The sequence below is a fragment of the Gordonia hongkongensis genome (assembly GCF_023078355.1).
Lineage (GTDB): Bacteria > Actinomycetota > Actinomycetes > Mycobacteriales > Mycobacteriaceae > Gordonia > Gordonia hongkongensis.
Genome location: NZ_CP095552.1, coordinates 62616 through 79773 on the forward strand (window position 1 = coordinate 62616; position 17158 = coordinate 79773).

The 17158-nt window shown below is 65.3% G+C and carries 17 protein-coding genes, 2 pseudogenes and 1 other annotated feature; of the genes and pseudogenes, 12 read left to right on the top strand and 7 right to left on the bottom strand.

All coding sequences use genetic code 11. The features are described 5' to 3' along the window. Window positions 1-39 precede the first annotated feature (39 nt). The 5 genes from MVF96_RS00315 (at window position 40) to MVF96_RS00335 (ending at window position 5488) form a co-directional block, all read left to right on the top strand. Window positions 40-1203 (top strand): acyl-CoA dehydrogenase family protein, encoded by a 1164-nt coding sequence (locus tag MVF96_RS00315; protein ID WP_058253044.1) that lies wholly within the window; start codon window positions 40-42, stop codon window positions 1201-1203. Continuing rightward, window positions 1200-2039: an HpcH/HpaI aldolase/citrate lyase family protein gene (locus MVF96_RS00320; protein WP_058253045.1), complete on the top strand. Its 840-nt coding sequence runs from the start codon at window positions 1200-1202 to the stop codon at window positions 2037-2039. Before MVF96_RS00315 ends, MVF96_RS00320 begins: the two co-directional genes overlap by 4 nt. A 326-nt stretch (window positions 2040-2365) precedes the next feature. Further along, entirely contained in the window at window positions 2366-2764 is a 399-nt protein-coding gene (locus tag MVF96_RS00325; RefSeq protein ID WP_139114218.1) for a hypothetical protein, read from the top strand. A 202-nt stretch (window positions 2765-2966) separates the two neighbouring features. Continuing rightward, window positions 2967-4535: a hypothetical protein gene (locus MVF96_RS00330; RefSeq protein ID WP_058253047.1), complete on the top strand. Its 1569-nt coding sequence runs from the start codon at window positions 2967-2969 to the stop codon at window positions 4533-4535. Then, window positions 4532-5488 (top strand): alpha/beta hydrolase family protein, encoded by a 957-nt coding sequence (locus MVF96_RS00335; RefSeq protein ID WP_396266597.1) that lies wholly within the window; start codon window positions 4532-4534, stop codon window positions 5486-5488. The genes MVF96_RS00330 and MVF96_RS00335 overlap by 4 nt, the downstream gene beginning before the upstream one ends. 43 nt (window positions 5489-5531) lie before the next feature. Here MVF96_RS00335 and MVF96_RS00340 read toward each other — a convergent pair whose 3' ends face one another. Then, entirely contained in the window at window positions 5532-6575 is a 1044-nt protein-coding gene (locus tag MVF96_RS00340; protein ID WP_247450763.1) for a 2Fe-2S iron-sulfur cluster-binding protein, read from the bottom strand. A gap of 2 nt (window positions 6576-6577) precedes the next feature. Continuing rightward, window positions 6578-7789 carry a cytochrome P450 gene (locus MVF96_RS00345; RefSeq protein ID WP_247450765.1) on the bottom strand — a complete coding sequence of 404 codons (1212 nt, stop codon included), beginning with the start codon at window positions 7787-7789 and terminating at the stop codon, window positions 6578-6580. A gap of 238 nt (window positions 7790-8027) precedes the next feature. Here MVF96_RS00345 and MVF96_RS00350 point away from each other — a divergent pair, with 238 nt between their 5' ends. From MVF96_RS00350 to MVF96_RS00360, 3 genes are all read left to right on the top strand, one after another. After that, window positions 8028-8960, top strand: a complete 933-nt coding sequence (locus MVF96_RS00350) for an AraC family transcriptional regulator (RefSeq protein WP_058253049.1) — start codon at window positions 8028-8030, stop codon at window positions 8958-8960. 120 nt (window positions 8961-9080) lie between these two features. After that, window positions 9081-9794, top strand: coding sequence for a TNT domain-containing protein (locus MVF96_RS00355; RefSeq protein ID WP_058253050.1), 714 nt, complete (start codon window positions 9081-9083; stop codon window positions 9792-9794). After that, window positions 9791-10240 (top strand): Imm63 family immunity protein, encoded by a 450-nt coding sequence (locus MVF96_RS00360; RefSeq protein ID WP_058253051.1) that lies wholly within the window; start codon window positions 9791-9793, stop codon window positions 10238-10240. Before MVF96_RS00355 ends, MVF96_RS00360 begins: the two co-directional genes overlap by 4 nt. Before the next feature lie 181 nt (window positions 10241-10421). On the opposite strand, the gene MVF96_RS00365 is transcribed toward MVF96_RS00360, so the two are convergent. From MVF96_RS00365 to MVF96_RS00375, 3 genes are all read right to left on the bottom strand, one after another. Beyond that, the gene (locus tag MVF96_RS00365) at window positions 10422-10967 is read right to left on the bottom strand and encodes an RES domain-containing protein (protein ID WP_223258854.1); all 546 of its coding nucleotides are present in this window, start codon (window positions 10965-10967) and stop codon (window positions 10422-10424) included. Between the two features lie 171 nt (window positions 10968-11138). Next, entirely contained in the window at window positions 11139-11477 is a 339-nt protein-coding gene (locus tag MVF96_RS00370; RefSeq protein ID WP_033204248.1) for a hypothetical protein, read from the bottom strand. Between the two features lie 23 nt (window positions 11478-11500). Beyond that, window positions 11501-12592: an IS630 family transposase gene (locus MVF96_RS00375; RefSeq protein WP_068884350.1), complete on the bottom strand. Its 1092-nt coding sequence runs from the start codon at window positions 12590-12592 to the stop codon at window positions 11501-11503. A 135-nt stretch (window positions 12593-12727) separates the two neighbouring features. On the opposite strand from MVF96_RS00375, the gene MVF96_RS00380 reads away from it, so the two are divergent. Continuing rightward, the gene (locus MVF96_RS00380; RefSeq protein WP_004022477.1) at window positions 12728-12991 is read left to right on the top strand and encodes a helicase associated domain-containing protein; all 264 of its coding nucleotides are present in this window, start codon (window positions 12728-12730) and stop codon (window positions 12989-12991) included. 133 nt (window positions 12992-13124) lie between these two features. On the opposite strand, the pseudogene MVF96_RS00385 reads toward MVF96_RS00380, so the two are convergent. Further along, window positions 13125-14406 (bottom strand): annotated as a pseudogene (locus MVF96_RS00385) (IS3 family transposase). After that, window positions 14000-14128, bottom strand: a sequence feature (AL1L pseudoknot). (Overlaps the previous pseudogene by 129 nt.) Before the next feature lie 129 nt (window positions 14407-14535). Here MVF96_RS00385 and MVF96_RS00390 point away from each other — a divergent pair. Continuing rightward, window positions 14536-14676, top strand: a complete 141-nt coding sequence (locus tag MVF96_RS00390) for a hypothetical protein (RefSeq protein ID WP_156422439.1) — start codon at window positions 14536-14538, stop codon at window positions 14674-14676. Between the two features lie 135 nt (window positions 14677-14811). Here the strand turns inward: MVF96_RS00390 and MVF96_RS00395 are convergent, their stop codons facing one another. Continuing rightward, window positions 14812-15288 carry a PaaI family thioesterase gene (locus MVF96_RS00395; protein WP_004023289.1) on the bottom strand — a complete coding sequence of 159 codons (477 nt, stop codon included), beginning with the start codon at window positions 15286-15288 and terminating at the stop codon, window positions 14812-14814. A gap of 257 nt (window positions 15289-15545) precedes the next feature. Here MVF96_RS00395 and MVF96_RS00400 point away from each other — a divergent pair, with 257 nt between their 5' ends. Continuing rightward, complete coding sequence (locus tag MVF96_RS00400; RefSeq protein WP_033206584.1) at window positions 15546-16280, top strand: MlaE family ABC transporter permease; 735 nt, start codon at window positions 15546-15548, stop codon at window positions 16278-16280. A gap of 10 nt (window positions 16281-16290) precedes the next feature. After that, window positions 16291-17154 (top strand): annotated as a pseudogene (locus MVF96_RS00405) (ABC transporter permease). Window positions 17155-17158: the final 4 nt, after the last annotated feature.

The following is a 17158-nucleotide window of genomic DNA, read 5'->3' on the forward strand; positions in this document are numbered from 1 at the left end:
GCCGCGCACCTTCCTCCCACTCGAATCAAGGATCACACAATGGATTTCAGCTTCAACGAAGAGCAGCGTGACTTCCGGGCGGCCCTGCGTCAGCTCGTCGACAAGGAGATCATCCCGGTCGCGAACGAATGGGAACGCACCGGCCGGTATCCCACCGAGATCGTCGACCGGTTGCGTGAGATGGGCTTGTTCGGGATCACCACACCGGAGGAGTTCGGCGGGCTCGAACTCGACATGGTGTCGTTCACCCTGGTCTACGAAGAACTCGCGCGCGGGTGGATGGGCATCGCAGGAATCCTCGGCAGCCACAACCTGGCCTGCTGGATGATCGCTCGCCACGGCACCGATGAGCAGAAGGCGCAGTGGCTGCCCCGGCTGGCGAGCGGCGAATGCCGCACCGGTATCGGCCTCACCGAACCGGGTGCCGGAACCGATCTGCAGGGCATCAAGACGACCGCCACCAAGGACGGTGACGACTACGTCGTCCGCGGCACCAAGACCTGGATCACCAATGCACGCCATGCGAACGTGCTTCCGGTACTGGTGAAGACCGATCCGTCGACCACCCCGGCGCACAAGGGGATGAGCATTCTGCTGGTGGACACGACCACGCCCGGCTTCGAGGTCCAGCGCGACCTGGGCAAGCTCGGATACAAGGGCACCGAGTCGTGCGAGATCTTCCTCGACGAGGTGCGTGTCCCACAGTCGACGTTGCTCGGCGGCGTCGAGGGCCGCGGTATGCAGCAGGCGCTGTCGGGCCTCGAGATCGGGCGTCTCAACATCGCCGGACGCAGTGTCGGCATCGCCCAGGCGTCCTACGATGCGGCGCTGAACTACTCGCGGGAGCGGACCGCGTTCGGCAAACCGATCTCGGACTTCCAGGCAATCCAGCTCAAGCTCGCCGACATCGCCACCCAGCTGCAGGCCGCCCGCCTGATGACGTACTGGGCTGCGGCCAAAGCGGATTCGGGTGCCCGTGTCGACGGCGAGGCCGGGATGGCCAAGTACTTCGCGTCGGAGACCGCGATCACCGCGAGTCTCGAGGCGATGCGCATCCACGGCGGCTACGGCTACTCGACCGAGTTCAACGTCGAGCGCTACTACCGGGACGCCCCGTTGATGTCGATCGGTGAGGGCACCAACGACATCATGCGGACGGTCATCGCCAAGGCACTGGTCAACGGCACCGTCACCGTCGGATGAGTTCCGAGCTGATCTTCCTGTACGTTCCGGGAGACCGGCCCGAGCGGTTCGACAAGGCGACCGGCTCGGGTGCCGACGCGGTCGTCCTCGACCTCGAGGACGCGGTTCCGTTGTCGGGCAAGGATACTGCGCGCATCGCGGTGGGCGAGTGGCTGGCGAGCCCGGCTCGCCCGTCCGTTCCTGCCTGGGTGCGGGTGAACCCGGGCCCTGAACTCCCCGACGACCTGACCATGGCGGTCCGGGCCGGCGCCGACGGGGTCTGGCTGCCCAAGGTCGACGACGCAGCGATTCTCGACCGTGTGGACGGTCTGCTGACGGAACTGGAGTCCGAGTTCGGCGGCCCGCGAACGCCGGTGTCGCCGCTCATCGAGACCGGTGCCGGCCTGTGCAACGCGGCGGCGATTGCAGCGGGCCCGCGGGTGGCGTTCGTCCAGATCGGCGAGGTCGACCTTGCTGCGGATCTCGGAGTCTCACCAGTGGTCGGCAACGAATTACTCTGGGCACGTTCGCAAGTGGTCGCAGCGTCGGCGGCGGCGAAGATCCGCCCGCCCCTGGCGGCGGCGTCGCCCTCGATCGGTGATGACGCCGCGTTCGAGGTCGAGACCAGGCAGCTGATCGGTCTCGGGTTCTTCGGACGGGCCTGCATCCATCCGCGTCAGATCGCGCCCGCGCGATCCGGCATGGCGCCATCCGAGTCCGAGGTGGCGACGGCCCGCGACATCCTCACCGCGTTCGACGCGGCCGGCGGTGCCGCAGCCACCGACAGCGCCGGGCGACTCATCGACGAGGCCGTCGCGCGGATCGCCCGGAGAACTCTCGCCCGGCAGCCAACGTAATATCGGTGACGCCGGGTCGGGGGACTCCGCGGTTCCCGCTCGGCGTGCCGGACCCGACACCTCACGCGACATCGAAACGGAGACAGACATGGTGGACACCATCTTGTGGCAGGCGATTCAGGACAACGAGCTGGCACTGGCGGTCCTGCAGTACGTGTTCTCGGGCGTCAAGTAGGCCACCTGCGGTCATCCGGGGCAGATTCCGGCGAACTCCGGCGGGCCCGGGGTTGACGCGCAGGGATCACCGACGAACCCCGGGTGAAGGCTCGGTGAAGTCTGCTCGAGGCGCCTCGTGATGCGCTGACCTTGATCCTAGGGTCGGCATCATGAATCGATCTGTGGTGAAGAAGATGTCGGTGGTCGCCGCGACGATGGGCGCGGCGTCGGTCCTCAGCGTGGTGGGTTCGCCGGTTGCGTCGGCGAACTCGTTCTCCACCAGCACGCATGGTGGAACAGCGAGTTACGACGACGGAGGCGACCGGTTCTGTGCGTTCGCGTGGAACACCGAGGGAGTCCGTACGGTCCGGGTCACCCTGACCGCCATCAGTCGCCCCGGCCCGAGCCACGACTTCACCGAGCGCAACACCTACGCCGGCGGCACTGCGGGCAACACGTGCCGCAGCCTCGCCACCGCGTACGAGGACACCCAGTACCGGGCCGTCATCCGCGGGTACTGGGGTGAGCCCGGGACGACCGAGACCAAGACCGTCACCTTCTACAGCTGACCCGACCCATCCGGTACCGCGCCGCCGGTCGCTCTCCCGAGCGGCCGGCGGTGTGCTGTGTCGGGAGTCGACCTTTTGTACACACATTCCCGGTGCGATTTCGGAAAGAGCTGAGCGACGATTTCGGGACGCATTACCGGAATCATTCCGCGAATTGGTCGACTCATCCGGCGACGCCGGAAATGTCCGCTAACGTTTAGCAATGCTCACTGGCGCACGCGGAAATCGATGGCAGATCCGACTCGCCGCGGCAGCACTTGTGCTGGTCGTGGCCGCAGGTCTGTCCATCGTCTCGTCCGGCCCGTCCGCGGCGGCGCCGGTGGTTAACCCTCAGGCCGGAAAGGTCGTCGCGCACGCCGATTTCCAGGTGAAGCGGGACGGTTTCTCCTTCGAGAACTGGGGACCGAATGATGCGCTGCACACCCGCGGCCTGAGCATCGAGGGCATGCGTGCCGTCTTCGGTGACGAGGTCTGCGCCCGTATAGTGCTCGGGGTGTGTTCGCCGACGACGGTGGCCGAACTCGTGCAGCAGGAATTCAACGAGTCGATGTCGGGCGGGCACTGCTTCGGAATGGCCGCACTCGCCGGACTGTATGCCACCAAGCGTCTGAACCCGTTCCCGTTGGCGATGCCGTGGCAGTCCGTCTACAGCATCCGCCCGTCGGCACCGCTCGACGAACTCATCGCCCGGATGTTCATCACCCAGGGGTTCCCGCCCACCGACCTGGCGCAGTCCGAGGTCACGGTCACCCAGGCACTGTCCCGTCTGCGGTCGGCGTGGGCACGCAACGACAACTACGTCTTGGCGATCTACACCGACGAGGAACAGAGCGCCGGACACGCCATCAACCCGATCGCGATCCGCGACCTCGGGCAGGGCAAGCGCGGCATCGTCGTGTACGACAACAACTTCCCCGGTGTCGAGAAGATGATCGTCGCCGACCCCGCCGCGAACAGCTGGTACTACTCGACCGCGACCAATCCGTCGGAGCCGACCCTGCTGTTCCAGGGCTCCCCGCTCAACAAGATGATGCTGGTCCCGTTGGCGCCGATCCTGGCACGTCATCAGGATCCGGAACTGCGCAGTGACGAGACCGTGGTCATCGTCTCGGACAACAACGGTGGCGCCCGCGGCTACGGCGACGTCGACTGGGATGTGCGGGTCACCGACCCCGCGGGCCGCGCGATCCCGGGCGTCGACAAAAAGATCCTGTTCAACAACGACAACACCGCCACCTTCACGGTGCCCGCCAACCGCACGTTCAAGATCATCGTGGACGGGGTGGAAGCGGGTCGTACCGCGGACATCGACGCCACGGTGCTCAGCGCCGGCGGTGTGGTGGCGATGGGTGATCTCGAAGTGCCCGCCGGCGCGGTCGCGGCCATCGACGCCGACCCGACCCGGCACGGCATGCGGGTGACCTCGTCGGCGCCGTCGACCGCGGAGTTCCAGGTCGCGACCGAGGATTCGCTGCGCTCGTTGTCGACCGAGACCACCCAGCTGGCAGTCGGCCCGGGTTCGGCGGTGTCGGTCGGAACCGCGAGTACCGGTGTCACCGTCCGGTCCGAGGGACGGGCGCAGCGACTGCGTCTGGAGGTCGAACGAAGTGACACCTTCACCGATCGGATCGCCGTCAGCCCGACGTCGATCTCGCTGCCCGCGGGCGCGACGGTCACGGTGCCGGTGAACCTGTGGCCCGGTTTCGGACCGGTCCCGGCGACCGTTCGTAGCGGTCCGTCGATCACCCCTGTGCCCCTGAGCATGCGGTGAGGAATACGTCGGGCGGTGGCCGCCTCGCACTGGCCGTCCTGGCCGCGACTGTGGTGGCGCTGTCCGCGTGTGCGGACGGAACGACGCCCGTCTCGACCTCGAGCAGCAGCGCCACGGCCGCCCCGGTCGAGTACCTCGACGAGGTGACGGTTCAGCGGGTGCGGTACCCGACCCCGGATGACGGTGACACAGACCAGAATTGGGCCGAGCTGTATCTACCCGCGGGTGAGCAGCGGGTCGATTCGATACCGCTCGTGGTCCTCGTCCACGGTGGTGCATGGCAAAGCGCCCTGGGCGCCGATGTCTTCGAGCCGCTCGCGCGCGACCTCGCCGGCCGCGGGATGGCCGTCTACAACATCGAATACCGCCGTGTCGGCTCGGGCGGCGGATGGCCGACGACGTTCCGCGACGTCGCGAGCGCCCTCGATCACGTCGTCGTCGTGGACCGGCAGTTCCCGCAGATCGACACCGACGACGAGCTGATCGTCGGGCACAGCGCGGGTGCACAACTCGCGGTGTGGGGCGGCACCCGGCACAAGCTGGAGGACGACGAGGTCGGTGCCCGACCATTGTTCCGCCCGACGCGCGTCGTCTCCCTCGCCGGTCCGCTCGACATGACCTACGCCGCAACGCACGGCGACGACCGCATCGTGACCGCCCTCGGCGGCACCCCGGCGCAGGTTCCGCAGCGGTACACGATGGTCGATCCCATCCAGAACATCGATCCCGACACCCCGGTGGTCGCCGTCCACGGCACCGCCGACCGAATGGTCTCCCCGGCGAACTCACAGCGGTACGCCGCCGCCGTCGTGAAGGCCGGCGGCGACGCGGAGGCCGTACTGATCCCAGGCGGCAACCACGGTTCGGTGGTCACCTCGAACGCGCCCGAGTACCCCCGTGTCCTCGACATCATCACCGGCGCGTCGGCCGCCGACGTGCAGGACGTGGCCTGAGCCGGTCCTCGGCCACTGGGACCGACGCGACTGCCGGGCCGCCTCAGAGCGTCACGAGACTCGCTGCGGGCGTGTACTTCTCCCGACTGATCCGGCGCGGGGGCATCCGTCGCCGCTTGAGTGCCCGGACCCCCGCCTCGACCATCGCGGGCGGGCCGCAGAGATACGCGGCGTAACTGCGGCAGGAGTCGAAGTCCGTCATCATCGCGTCGCCGACGTAACCGGTGCGGCCGCACCACTGTTGGCGACTGAGGCAGGGCGTGTACCGGATGTTCGGGTGGTCGGTTGCGAGTGTGCGCCAGAAGTCGACGTCGTACAGTTCGGCCTCGGTGCGGACGCCGTGGTAGACGTGGATCTCGCGATCGGGGTCGGTTTCCAGCGCGGCTCTTGCGATCGCCTTCAGCGGCGCGAGGCCCGTACCCCCGGCGAGCAGGATGAGTCCGACTCCCGGCTCGTCCTCTCGATGACAGAAGTCACCCCAGGGCCCCGTCATCGACACCGACGATCCGACGGTCAGCGAATCGAAGATCCACCCGTCGGTGGCCAGACCGTCGGGTTGCCGGCGGATGTGGAACTCGAGGGTGCGGGATTCGCTGGGCGGGTTGGCCATCGAGTACGGACGTGTCTGGTCCGTGCCCGGGATCGACAACCCGACGTACTGGCCCGCGGTGAACTCGAACGGGTCGTCGAGCGACACCGTCACGGAGACCGTGTCGTCGGCGACCGTGGTGAGGGAGCTGACGGTTCCGGCGAGATCGCGCAACGCGTGGTGGTGCGCGCCGGACTCGTCCGCGGGTGGTTCGACGACGATGTCGGTGGTGGGCGTCGACTGACACGACAGCACGTATCCCTGGTCCCGCTCGCCGTCGGACAGCACGGTGTCGGGGGTCGGCGGCGCGTCCACCATTCCGCCGGTGACGCGTACCTTGCAGGTACCGCAGGTTCCCTGGTTGCAGGAGTTGGGAATCCACACACCCTGACGTAGCAGGGCATCGAGAACCCGCTGCCCGGATCCGCAGGTCACCGAGGTCGTAGGCGTGTCGATGCGGAAGGTCGTCGGGTCGGACCGGGTCGTCGGGTCGGACATCGTCACACCTCCCAGACCGTATGCAACGACGTCGGGCCACGGAAACCCCAACCCCAGAACTCGACGTCGCTGCTGTCGTCGCGCTCGAGGTTCGGGATCGACTCGAACAGCTCCTCGAGTCCGATTCGGCACACGTGGTTGGCGAAGTAGATGCCGGCACACGCGTGGTTGCCGGCACCGAATGCCAGGTGAGGCAGGGGCGGTCGCGTGATGTCGTACTCCGACGGCGCCTCGTAGACCGAGTGGTCGTGGTTGGCCGATCCGTACGACATCAGGACCACCGAGCCCGCCGGCAGGTCGACGCCGGCGACCTCGGTGTCCGTCGTGCTGATCCGGGCGGTCGCCGACCAGATCGGCGACGTCCACCGCATGCCCTCGGAGATCGCGCGCGGGATGAGACCCGGCTCGTCGACGACTTGCTCGAACTGATCCGGGCGACTGAACAGACCGACGAGTGTCGACGCCATGGCGTGACCCGGCTCCTGCATCGCTCCGAGGAGGTAGACGTACAGCGTCGGATAGATGTAGTCGCGGTCGCGGGTCTGCCCGTCGGGCATCCCGTCGTGCAGCCAGTGCGAGATCGCGCTGTCGTCGGGATTCTCGATCCAGTTGTCGATCAGCGGATCGACGATCGACTGGATCTCCAGCTTCGCGGCGTCGGCCTCGGCGAAGCCGTCCGGGTTGGTGAACTCGCCGTTCTCGTCGACTCCCGCATTGGTGAACGACACCGACAGTTTGTGGAACCATTCACGCAACTTGTCGGAACTCACCGACTGGAGGCCGAGAAGGTCGCCGAGCGCGCGCACACTGACGGGTTCGCAATACTGGGCGACGAGTTCGGCGCGCCCCACGTCCTCGAAGTCGCTCAGGTACCGGCGGGCGATCGGCCGGACGAGGTCGTCGATCCACCGGTCGACCTCCTGGGGTTGCAGGGCAGGATCGACCATCGACCGTAGGTCGTCGTGGATCGCACCGTTCACCCCGATCACTGCCGGGTGTCCGAAGGTACGGCCGCCGGCCTTGGTGATCACCGCCTCGAAGTCGGGGCTGGTGGCGATCGACCGGCAGATGTCCGCCGTCGTCGCGACATACGACCCGAGAACCGGGACATAGGCGAGCGGCGCCTCGGCGCGAAGCCGTTCGTAGACGGGGTAGGGGTTGCGTTCGAGCTCGGTCATCGTGATGTCGTCGATCCACGACATGGTGCTGGTCATGGGTTCCTCCGCTGTGTTCGTCTCGAGGCCGGGGGTCTGCGCCGGCAGGCTGTCGGCGACCCGGTGCGAGGTGACACTAGGGACCGCCGGACCGGCGGTCGATACGGTTCGCGCGCCGGCGGCACCGATCGCGCGACGATGTGATCGCAGTCTCTGAGGAGGGTGGCGAGTGTGACCGGTCACCGGGTTGAATCGAGACGCGGGACCCTTGCGTGACCGGAGTACGAGGAAGACATCCATGCGGAGCACCACATCCACCAGTGACTGGGAGACGGCGCATCGTGCCGTCGAAGAGGTGTACTTCCCGCATGAGCTGACCGCGCTGTCGTCGCCGGATCAGCTGAATCTGAACCTGCAGACCGTCGAGCTGGGACCGGTCACGATCGGCAAGCTCAACTGGGGGACCGATGTCTCCATCTCCTGCGACTATCCGGGCGCCTACGAGATCAACATCCCGGTCCGCGGCGTCCTGGACTCGCGCGCCGGATCGGTGCAGACGACGTCCGAGGAGGGGACGGCCACGGTCTTCACCGCGGACCGCCCGTCGACGATCACCCGGTGGTCGGCGGACTGCGTCGTGGTCGGGGTGAAGTTCGACGCCGAGTACCTCGAACGTGAGGCCGACCGGGTCCGGGCGTCGGCGCTGCGTTCACAGTTGCGGCTGCCGGATCAGCTGGATCTCGCCGGACCCGACCAACAGGCATGGTTCGGGCTCGTGCGTGCATTGTCGGCTCAGGTGCGCGAACCCGCCGACCTCCTGTCGAACCCGCTGGTCGGACCGCAGCTGGCGAGCGCGATCAGCAGCGCGTTCCTCCTCGCTGTCTCTCCGGAAGAGGCGGGTACCGGTCTGCGCCCGCGGATGGTCAAGCGCGTGCTCGACGCGTTGCACGACGATCCCGGACGCGACTGGCGTCTGGCGGACATGGCCGAACTGAGCGGCTCGAGCCTCCGACGACTGCAGGAGGGCTTCGCCGAACACGTCGGTGCGAGTCCGACCCAGACGCTGCGGGACATCCGACTCGACCGGGCTCACCACGACCTCACCGAACCGGACAACACCGACACGGTGGCCGAAGTTGCTGCGCGATGGGGCTTTTCGAGCCCCAGTCGGCTGGCGGCCGCGTACAAGAAGCGCTACGGCATCCCGCCGTCGGAACACCGTCGGCGGTAGCCCTTTGGGACGTCCGGTCGAATCTGAGTCGGACCTTTGCAGTTCAGGCCCCATCGTGTCGTCGATCGGTTAGTTTCCGCACTGCGTGACCTCCGGACGTACCCATCGAAAGGCGCGGCCATGAAACGTCGCCATGCTCTGCTCGCCATCTTCTTCAGTCTTGCGCTGGCGGTGTCCGGGGGAGGGGTCGCGGCGGCCGCACCGAATCCCCTGAGATCGTTGGACTTCGGATCGCTGGGCGGGCCGGAGGCGGGTGGATGTTCCGCACAGTTGTTGTACAACGACGAACTGTTCGGTCCGAAGATTCTGGCGACCGATGCCCCGGTGGGTCCGCAGTTGAGGGGTTACGACCGGCTCGCGGGTCTGAGTCCGAGCGAGTTCCTGCAGACGTATCGGAAAGGGGACAAGTGGGACTATCCGGACCACGACGGATACACGCTGAACCCCGACGGGTCCGCCAAGAAGTCGGTGACCACCCTCAACCCGAACAAGCGGATAGATCGCTATGGTCCCGCCAATGGTCGCTTCCTGGCCCCCGCGGGCACGCACTACAAGAGGCGGGCGCTTCCGCCGGAGAACCTCGTCGACAAAGACAACCCTCAGTTCTGCAACTATCACGTGTACGTGGTCATGCGCCCGGTGAAGGTGTGGATCGGACGTATCGCCAAGGGCTTCGGTCAGCCGGGCGGCGGCATTCAATATCAGATCGACCAGCAGCTCCTCGATCCCGGGTTGATCGAGGACCATCGCGGATGTTTCAACGAGACAAGCGGTTTCGTCAACACCCAGTGGTTGCTGTGTTCGGGTGTGCTCGAGAGCGTCTTCCCCGGATGACGTCGGGCGCCGACGACCAGCTCGACCCCGAGATGCGCAGCCGGATAGCCGATCTCGCGGCGACGATGTCGGCGGAGCCGTCCGATGTGCCTCGCCTGGGTCACATCCCCGACGACGCGACGCCCTCGTGCGTGCGTGACTCGGACGGTGTGTGGCACTTGATCATCCGCGAACGCGGCACGGTGATGTTCGACCGGCAGTCCAGCGATCCAGAGGAGTTCCTGAGCTGGGTTGCGGTGGCGATCGCCGAAGCGGCGTCGTATCGGCTGCACTCGCCCGGCGCGCCCGACTATCTGCGCCGCATATGGGCAGAACAGTATCGGATGCTGACCGCGGCCGACCCGGAGTGGGCCCGTGCGTGGTTGGAGCGGACCCGGACAAGGTTGGTCGACCAGGGAGCCGACGATCGTGAACTGGCGCAACTGCCGGGCCGGCATCCCGGCTGAGACGAGGTTGGGAATCGGCGTCCACCGGTGTGGGCGGCGTAGCGGTGCAGGTTCGCTATCCCGAACTTGAAGACGATCGTAGGACCACCACGGTTGGTCGAGCTATCCTCATGCTCGTTCGACGATGCGGCACAGCCTGTTTCAGGCCGGTTATGTGGAGTCCACTCGAGTCCGAAGAGGGTCAGGGCGCGGGCCAGTTGTGGATCCGCGGCGTCAATGGGGGAGTGGTCGAGAACGCCGGAGTGGGGCTGATGTCGGGGTCGGCGGCGCGTTCATAGAGCGCCCACATGCGCAGCTGGTCGCCGTGTCGGGAGTCGAACTCGATCCCGTCGACCGCTGCATGGCCGTGGTCGGTGAGGGCGTAAATCCAGCGGGAGATGGCCTGGGTGAGCCCGCGGGGCCGGCCGTCCCGCAACGCGGCGGTGTCGAGGTCATCGAGCCCGTAGCGGATCGCGAGCGGCCGAAACACCGTCCGGAGGGTGGCGAGGCTGTCCGGGTCGGCGGGCACCGCGAACCGTCCGGTCAGGGTGCCGTGACCGATCATCCGTAGATCGCACCACGATCGCGGAACGTGGCCGGGCGGCAGCGCGGGGTAGTCCTGCTCGTCTTCCTCGTCGACGACGATGTCGTCGAGCTCGGCGATCAGTTGTGGGCTGGGTCGGGCGAAGGCGAGGACTTCGAGGTAGCAGGCCAGGGGAGTGTCGGCGCAGTACAAGGTGCGCCACACCCCCGTCGGGGTCGTCCCAGCGGCCGGCGAAGCGGTCGTCGGTGGCGTACTCCCATGGTGTCCACTCCCACGGGCTGGGCGCGTATCCGACTCGATATATGGGCGTGGCAGTCCGGATGCTGGTGGTGATCGGGCCGTGCGGGGTGCTGATCGTCGAAGGCTGTGGTTGGTTCATCCCACCGCGGCGAATTGGCGGGCGGCGGCGAGTACTTGCGGTCCGACGTCGGCGAGCTCGCCGTCGCGCAACAGCAATGCCGGCGCCCGGTCGTCGAGGACCGGGTTGAGGCCCTGGAACCAGGCTTGTGCGACGGCGGGGGTGTCGCGTTCGGTGATCAGGCGGGCGGCGCGGTAGGCGATCCGGAGCCGTTCGACGTCCTCGGGGTTGGCGATGGTGCGGGTGCCGTCAGCCCATTGCCGCACCGCCCGGGTCTCGCTCACCCGACCCAGGTAGGCGACCAGCCGCGCGCCGAGCAGATCTCGCAACGCAGCCACCAGTTCGGGCTGCGACATACGAGCCGCCTCGGCGTAGGCAGCTAGTGTTCTGAGTCATTAATTCGTGTGCAGTAGTGGGCGATGGAGTCGAGGATCTGGTCAGCGGTCTTGACCCACACGTAGGGGCGGGGGTTGTCGTTCCAGGTCTCGATCCATGCTCTGATGTCGGCGTTGAGCGCTCTCACGGTGCGGTGGGGGGAGCGTTGGAGCTTCTTGGTGGTCAGTTCGGCGAACCAGCGTTCGACGAGGTTCATCCAGGATGAGCTCGTCGGGGTGAAGTGGACAACGAATCGTGGGTGCGAGGTCAGCCATCGTTTGACCGCGGGCGTCTTGTGGGTAGAGGCGTTGTCCATGACCAGGTGGACGTCGAGCTCGTCGGGCACCTCGGCGTCGATCTTGCGGAGAAACCCGATGAATTCTGTTGCCCGATGCCGTGAGTGAAGCGAACCGATCACTTTTCCCGACGCGATGTCCAACGCCGCGTACAGACTGGAGGTGCCGTTGCGCACATAGTCGTGGCTGGCCCGTTGCGGGGTGCCCGGGAGCATGGGAAAGATCGGCTGGGTGCGATCGAGAGCTTGGATCTGGGTCTTCTCGTCAACGCAAAGCACCAGGGCACGTTCGGGTGGGTTCATATAGAGCCCGACGACATCGCGGACCTTCTCGGTGAACAAGGGATCTCTCGACAGCTTCCACGAATCCTGTTTGTGCGGAGCCAATCCGAACGCCCGCCACACACGCGACACGGTTGACTGTGACATGTCGAGATGCTCGGCCATCGCCCGCGTCGACCAGTGTGTCGCATTCTTCGGAGTGGTCTCGAGAGTCGCGGTGATCAAGTTTTTGATCTGCTCGTCGTCGACGGTGCGAGGTCGCCCAGGCCGGGGTTCGTCGAGCAACCCCTCGCAGCGGTGCTCGACGAACCGGCCTCGCCAGCGCCGCACGGTACTGCGATTGAGGCCGAGTCGTTGTGCCACTTCAGTATTCGAACCGCCATCAGCGGCGGCGAGAACGATTCGTGAGCGCATCGCCAAACCCGAGGCCGTCGTTCGCCGACGCGCCCACCCTTCGAGCTCACGGCGCTCGTCATCAGTCAGAACAATATCCACTGCTCGCGGACCCCGGGTTGCCATTCCCTAGCCTAACAACCGAACGGAAATTAATGACTCAGGACACTAGGTGGGGTTCGCCGCGCTACATTCCAGTGATGACCGCACTTGAGCGCGGTCTTCCCGTTACGGCAACGTCGAACACACTCGTGAGCTGTCGTGGCTGAATCTATTGGCGATGGGCGGTTCGAGGCCGGGCTCGAGCACCTGCACCGCTACGTCGCGGTGTACGGCACCAGCAACGCCCGCCGGCGCGATGTCATTGACGGATTCGCGATCGGCACCTGGGTGCAGAGCCGCAGCGCTGACTACCGCAAGGGCCGGTTGTCGGCCGAGCGGATCGAACGGCTCGAGACCGAGTTCCCGGACTGGCGGTGGACCATCCGGACTAATCAGGGATGCGTCAATGCATCGCGACCGTAAGATGGCGAGCAGCCACCGCTCACGGAAGCGGAGCTTGAGAAACTGTTCCTCGCACTGGCCTAAACAGTCGGCCAACCTAGTACTACCGCGAGTCGTAGCGACTTGAATCGCCCCGGGTTTGCTGGAGGCTCGGTTAGTTGGTTCCAGCGTTTGCGGGGACCGGGTTCTCACGGTAGCTGGTGACGGTTTGGGTCGACCAGTAGGCGCTCTCGTACTCGACGGGTGGGACGTGTCCGATCTCGCCGTGCAGGCGGCGGTGGTTGAACCATTCGACGTACTCAGCGACGGCGATCTCGACCTCGCCCACACCTGCCCAGCCGCCTCGCGGGCGCATCACGGGGTTACGGATGCATTCGGCTTTGAACAGCGAGTTGAACGCCTCAGCCATCGCGTTGTCGTATGAATTCCCTTTGGAGCCAACAGATGTCACCGCTTCGGCTTCGGCCAGTCGTTCGGTGTAGCGGATGGCTCGGTATTGCACTCCGCGGTCGGAGTGGTGGATCAGCCCGGCCACGTCGTGGCCGGCACGCGACCGTGCCCACAATCCCATGTTCAGGGCGTCGAGGGCGAGGTCGGTGTGCATGGTGGTCGAGACCTGCCAGCCGACGACCATCCGCGAGAACACGTCCAGGACGAACGCCGCGTACACCCAGCCCGAGTGGGTGCGGATGTAGGTCAGGTCCGCCACCCACAACGCGTTCGGTGCCGCCGCGGTGAACTGACGGTTGACCCGGTCAGCCGGCCGGGGTGTTTCAGCTCCCTCGCTGCGCGTGGTCTGCGTGTCTTGAGTCTCGCTATCCCTTGCAGCCCATCGGCTTTCATCAATCGCTCGACGGTGCAGCGGGCAGCACTATGGCCCTGTCTGCGCAATTGGGCATGCACCTTGCGGGCACCGTAGACGCCGAGGTTGTCGGCATGCACCGCGCGGACCTGGGTAAGGAGCTCCCGGTCACGCACCACACGAGGCGCCTCGGTCTTCTGGGGGCTCAGGTGGGCTCGTACCGTGGACGGAGCGATCTGGGCGGACGTATCGCGCAATGCCGCACAGATCGGATCGACTCCGTGTTCATCGCGGTGAGCCGCGACGAACTCCACGATCAGCGCTGTGGGCGGTCGATCTCCGCCGCAAAGAAAGCCGAAGCCTGCTTCAAGATCGTGTTCGCTCGCCGCAGTTCACGGTTCTCCCGCTCCAACGCCGCGATGCGGTCAGCGTCCTCACTCGTGGTGCCCGGGCGGACCCCGCCGTCGATCTCGGCCTGACGAACCCAATTGCGCAACGCCTCGGGATGGACTCCGAGCTGATCGGCGATCCGCTTGATCGCACCTCTCGACGAATCGGGATCTCGTCGCGCTTCACATGCCATCCGGGTGGCCCGGTCCTTGAGTTCCTCACTGTACTTGCGTGGTGCTGCCATGCTCTCCATCCTTCACAGGTTCGAGAGCCTCCGACAGACCCGGGGCGGTTCAACTGTAGCCAGGACGGAAGGAAGAGAGCTGCACATTCGAGGGAGCTCGCCGCCCTCCCCTCCAATCCTGTGAGAACAGTGCTGCCGGTGACCGTTATGGTTCAGCCGCTGTGTACGAGCCTGATGCTGCAGCGCCGCGACTGGTGGGCGGGCAATCCGCTCGGCCTGACCCTCGCGGTCAAGCCGGTCCTTGCGGTGTTGTTTTCCTGTCGCTACTGAACCGGCAGTGGAAGGCCGAGCGTTTGCAGTTCCAGCCCTGTTGACCGTCGCAGCCTGACCGCTGGCGGTGGATCGCCGAACGTGGTCGCGTACCTCGCAGAGTTGGCGGCGCGCAGAACGGAGACGCGTGCGGCGTCAGTCTGACCGCGTGAAGTTGGCGAAGAAGTCATCGATTGTTGATACGTCGGCATAACGTCGAAAGTGAGCAACGTCGACCTTGACGAAAACACCGCTAGAGGTGAAGTACGTTTGCTCATCGAACGATCCGGCGGCCGCGATGTGCAGTAGGCGATCCGACTCGTGGTCAATCCAGGCAGTGAGACGTATGGGAGTGTGCAGCGGGACCGGCCGGCGGTATTCGACGGTCAGGGTGCGGGTCACCGCGGGGGTCCGCGCGATCCACAGGGTGAAACCCATGATGTCGTCGCAGGCGGCCGAGATCGCGCCACCGTGCGCCAACCCGGGCGCGCCGAGGTGTTTCTCGTCGAAGGTGTGATCGGCGTACACCCGCTCGCCGCTCCGGTAGACCTCAAGTTGAAGTCCGTGGGGGTTGCTGCTTCCGCAGCCCATGCACTGGGACGAGTGTGCCGGCAGTCTTGCTTCGGGGGTCATCTCTGATCGTTGTCCTTAACTCAGCCCGCCACCTACGCAACAGGGTGCGGGGGGATCGATGAGGTGTGGGAACCGGTCCCGAACACGGTCTGTGCTCACCACTATAGGTAATACTGCCAGTACCTGATACTGTCCATTACGCACACGCGAATGGAGTGGCGCACACCACGCGCACTAGGGGGGAGATGGCCATCACCACCGGCACAGGCGTCAACCGTCTGCTAGACGGCGCTGCCACTTTTGGTAACACCGTCGGCTTGGCTGGTCAGGCCCTGCGGTGGGTAGCAGTAGACATTGCTACAGGACGATTTCCGTTTCGCGAAGCCGTATCGCAGACCTGGTTCGTCATCGTCGTGACAACTCTGCCGGCGATTCTCGTAGCTGTGCCATTCGGTGTCATCGTGTCAGTACAGGTGGGTAGCCTCACTCAGCAAGTTGGGGCCACGTCAATAGCTGGCGCCGCTGGTGGCCTCGGGATTATTCAACAGGGAGCGCCCATCGTTACCGCCCTCCTACTCGGGGGCGCGGCCGGATCAGCGATTGCCTCTGATTTGGGTGCTCGAACGATTCGCGAAGAAATTGCTGCCATGGAGACACTCGGACTCAATCCGATCAGGCGAGTCGTAGCGCCCCGGTTCGTATCTGTGTTGATCACCGCGCCGCTGCTCTGCATGCTAATCGTCTTCACCGGGCTGCTGGCGGGCTACGCCATCAGCGTCGACGTCCAAGGCATCACACCAGGCAGCTACGTCGCCTCGTTCGCTTCGTTCGCATCGATAACAGACATCGTTGTCGCTCTATGCAAATCGCTTGTGTTCGGACTTGTAGTGGTGACGATTGCTTGTCACCGCGGCCTGTCGACGAAAGGCGGCCCTAAAGGCGTCGCAACCTCAGTAAATGCCACCGTAGTACTGGGCGTCGTCGCATGCTTCGTGATCAATGTCTTTATCACGCAATTAACAACCATGTTCGTCCCCCAAACTATTGGATGAGAAACGCCTCGTGACCACCGTTCCCTCCCGGAGGTTCTCCGCCGCCACCCGCCCTGTCGAAGCCGTGATCGCGCCAGTTGTACACGTACCTGAACGCTTGGGGCACGTCGCGACCTTTGTGATCGCCGCGGTCCTCGGCATCCGCCATGTGATCACCACCTACCGACGCCAAACCCTGCTCTAGATACAAGAATTCGCCTGGGGTAGAGGTGCAGTCTTGGTCGGTGGTGGAACGGCCATCGTCCTCGCCATCCTCGGCATCGCCGTCGGCGCCTCAATCGGTATCCAGGGTTACGCCTCTCTGGACCTCGTAGGGATGGGTTCACTGACGGGGTTCATCTCTTCCTATGCCAACACCCGAGAGCTTGCGCCAATGATCGCGGCGATCGGGTTCGCAGCACAAGCCGGCTGCCGGTTGACAGCTGAGATCGGCTCGATGCGCATTTCCGAGGAGATCGACGCTCTCGAGGCTATGGCGGTACGTCCTATTCCATTCGTCGTCAGCACTCGCGTAGTTGCGTCGATCACGACCGTGATTCCTTTGTACATCGTCGCGCTTATTCTCGGATTCGGGGCCGCCAAACTCGTCGTCACACAAGTTCACGGCCAATCCGGCGGCACTTACGATTTCTATTTCGACCAGTTCCTCAAACCTCAGGATCTTGCCTTCTCGCTTATCAAAGTTCTTGTATTTGTCATTTCTGTAGTGATTATCCATAGCTATCAGGGCTACTTCGCCACAGGCGGAGCTGAGGGGGTGGGTCGAGCGTCCGGTCGAGCGATCCGCACGAGCCTCATAGTCATCGTCGTGGAGGACATGATCTTGACCCTTCTGATGTGGGGATTCGATTCCGGCGTACGGATTTCAGGGTAGGGGG

Coding starts and splice junctions, on each gene's coding strand:
- MVF96_RS00355 (WP_058253050.1), top strand. CDS start 9,081: ATGAAACGTCGCCATGCTCTGCTCGCCATCTTCTTCAGTCTTGCGCTG.
- MVF96_RS00325 (WP_139114218.1), top strand. CDS start 2,366: ATGAATCGATCTGTGGTGAAGAAGATGTCGGTGGTCGCCGCGACGATG.
- MVF96_RS00395 (WP_004023289.1), bottom strand. CDS start 15,288: ATGACCCCCGAAGCAAGACTGCCGGCACACTCGTCCCAGTGCATGGGC.
- MVF96_RS00330 (WP_058253047.1), top strand. CDS start 2,967: ATGCTCACTGGCGCACGCGGAAATCGATGGCAGATCCGACTCGCCGCG.
- MVF96_RS00370 (WP_033204248.1), bottom strand. CDS start 11,477: ATGTCGCAGCCCGAACTGGTGGCTGCGTTGCGAGATCTGCTCGGCGCG.
- MVF96_RS00375 (WP_068884350.1), bottom strand. CDS start 12,592: ATGGCAACCCGGGGTCCGCGAGCAGTGGATATTGTTCTGACTGATGAC.
- MVF96_RS00320 (WP_058253045.1), top strand. CDS start 1,200: ATGAGTTCCGAGCTGATCTTCCTGTACGTTCCGGGAGACCGGCCCGAG.
- MVF96_RS00360 (WP_058253051.1), top strand. CDS start 9,791: ATGACGTCGGGCGCCGACGACCAGCTCGACCCCGAGATGCGCAGCCGG.
- MVF96_RS00340 (WP_247450763.1), bottom strand. CDS start 6,575: ATGTCCGACCCGACGACCCGGTCCGACCCGACGACCTTCCGCATCGAC.
- MVF96_RS00350 (WP_058253049.1), top strand. CDS start 8,028: ATGCGGAGCACCACATCCACCAGTGACTGGGAGACGGCGCATCGTGCC.
- MVF96_RS00345 (WP_247450765.1), bottom strand. CDS start 7,789: ATGACCAGCACCATGTCGTGGATCGACGACATCACGATGACCGAGCTC.
- MVF96_RS00315 (WP_058253044.1), top strand. CDS start 40: ATGGATTTCAGCTTCAACGAAGAGCAGCGTGACTTCCGGGCGGCCCTG.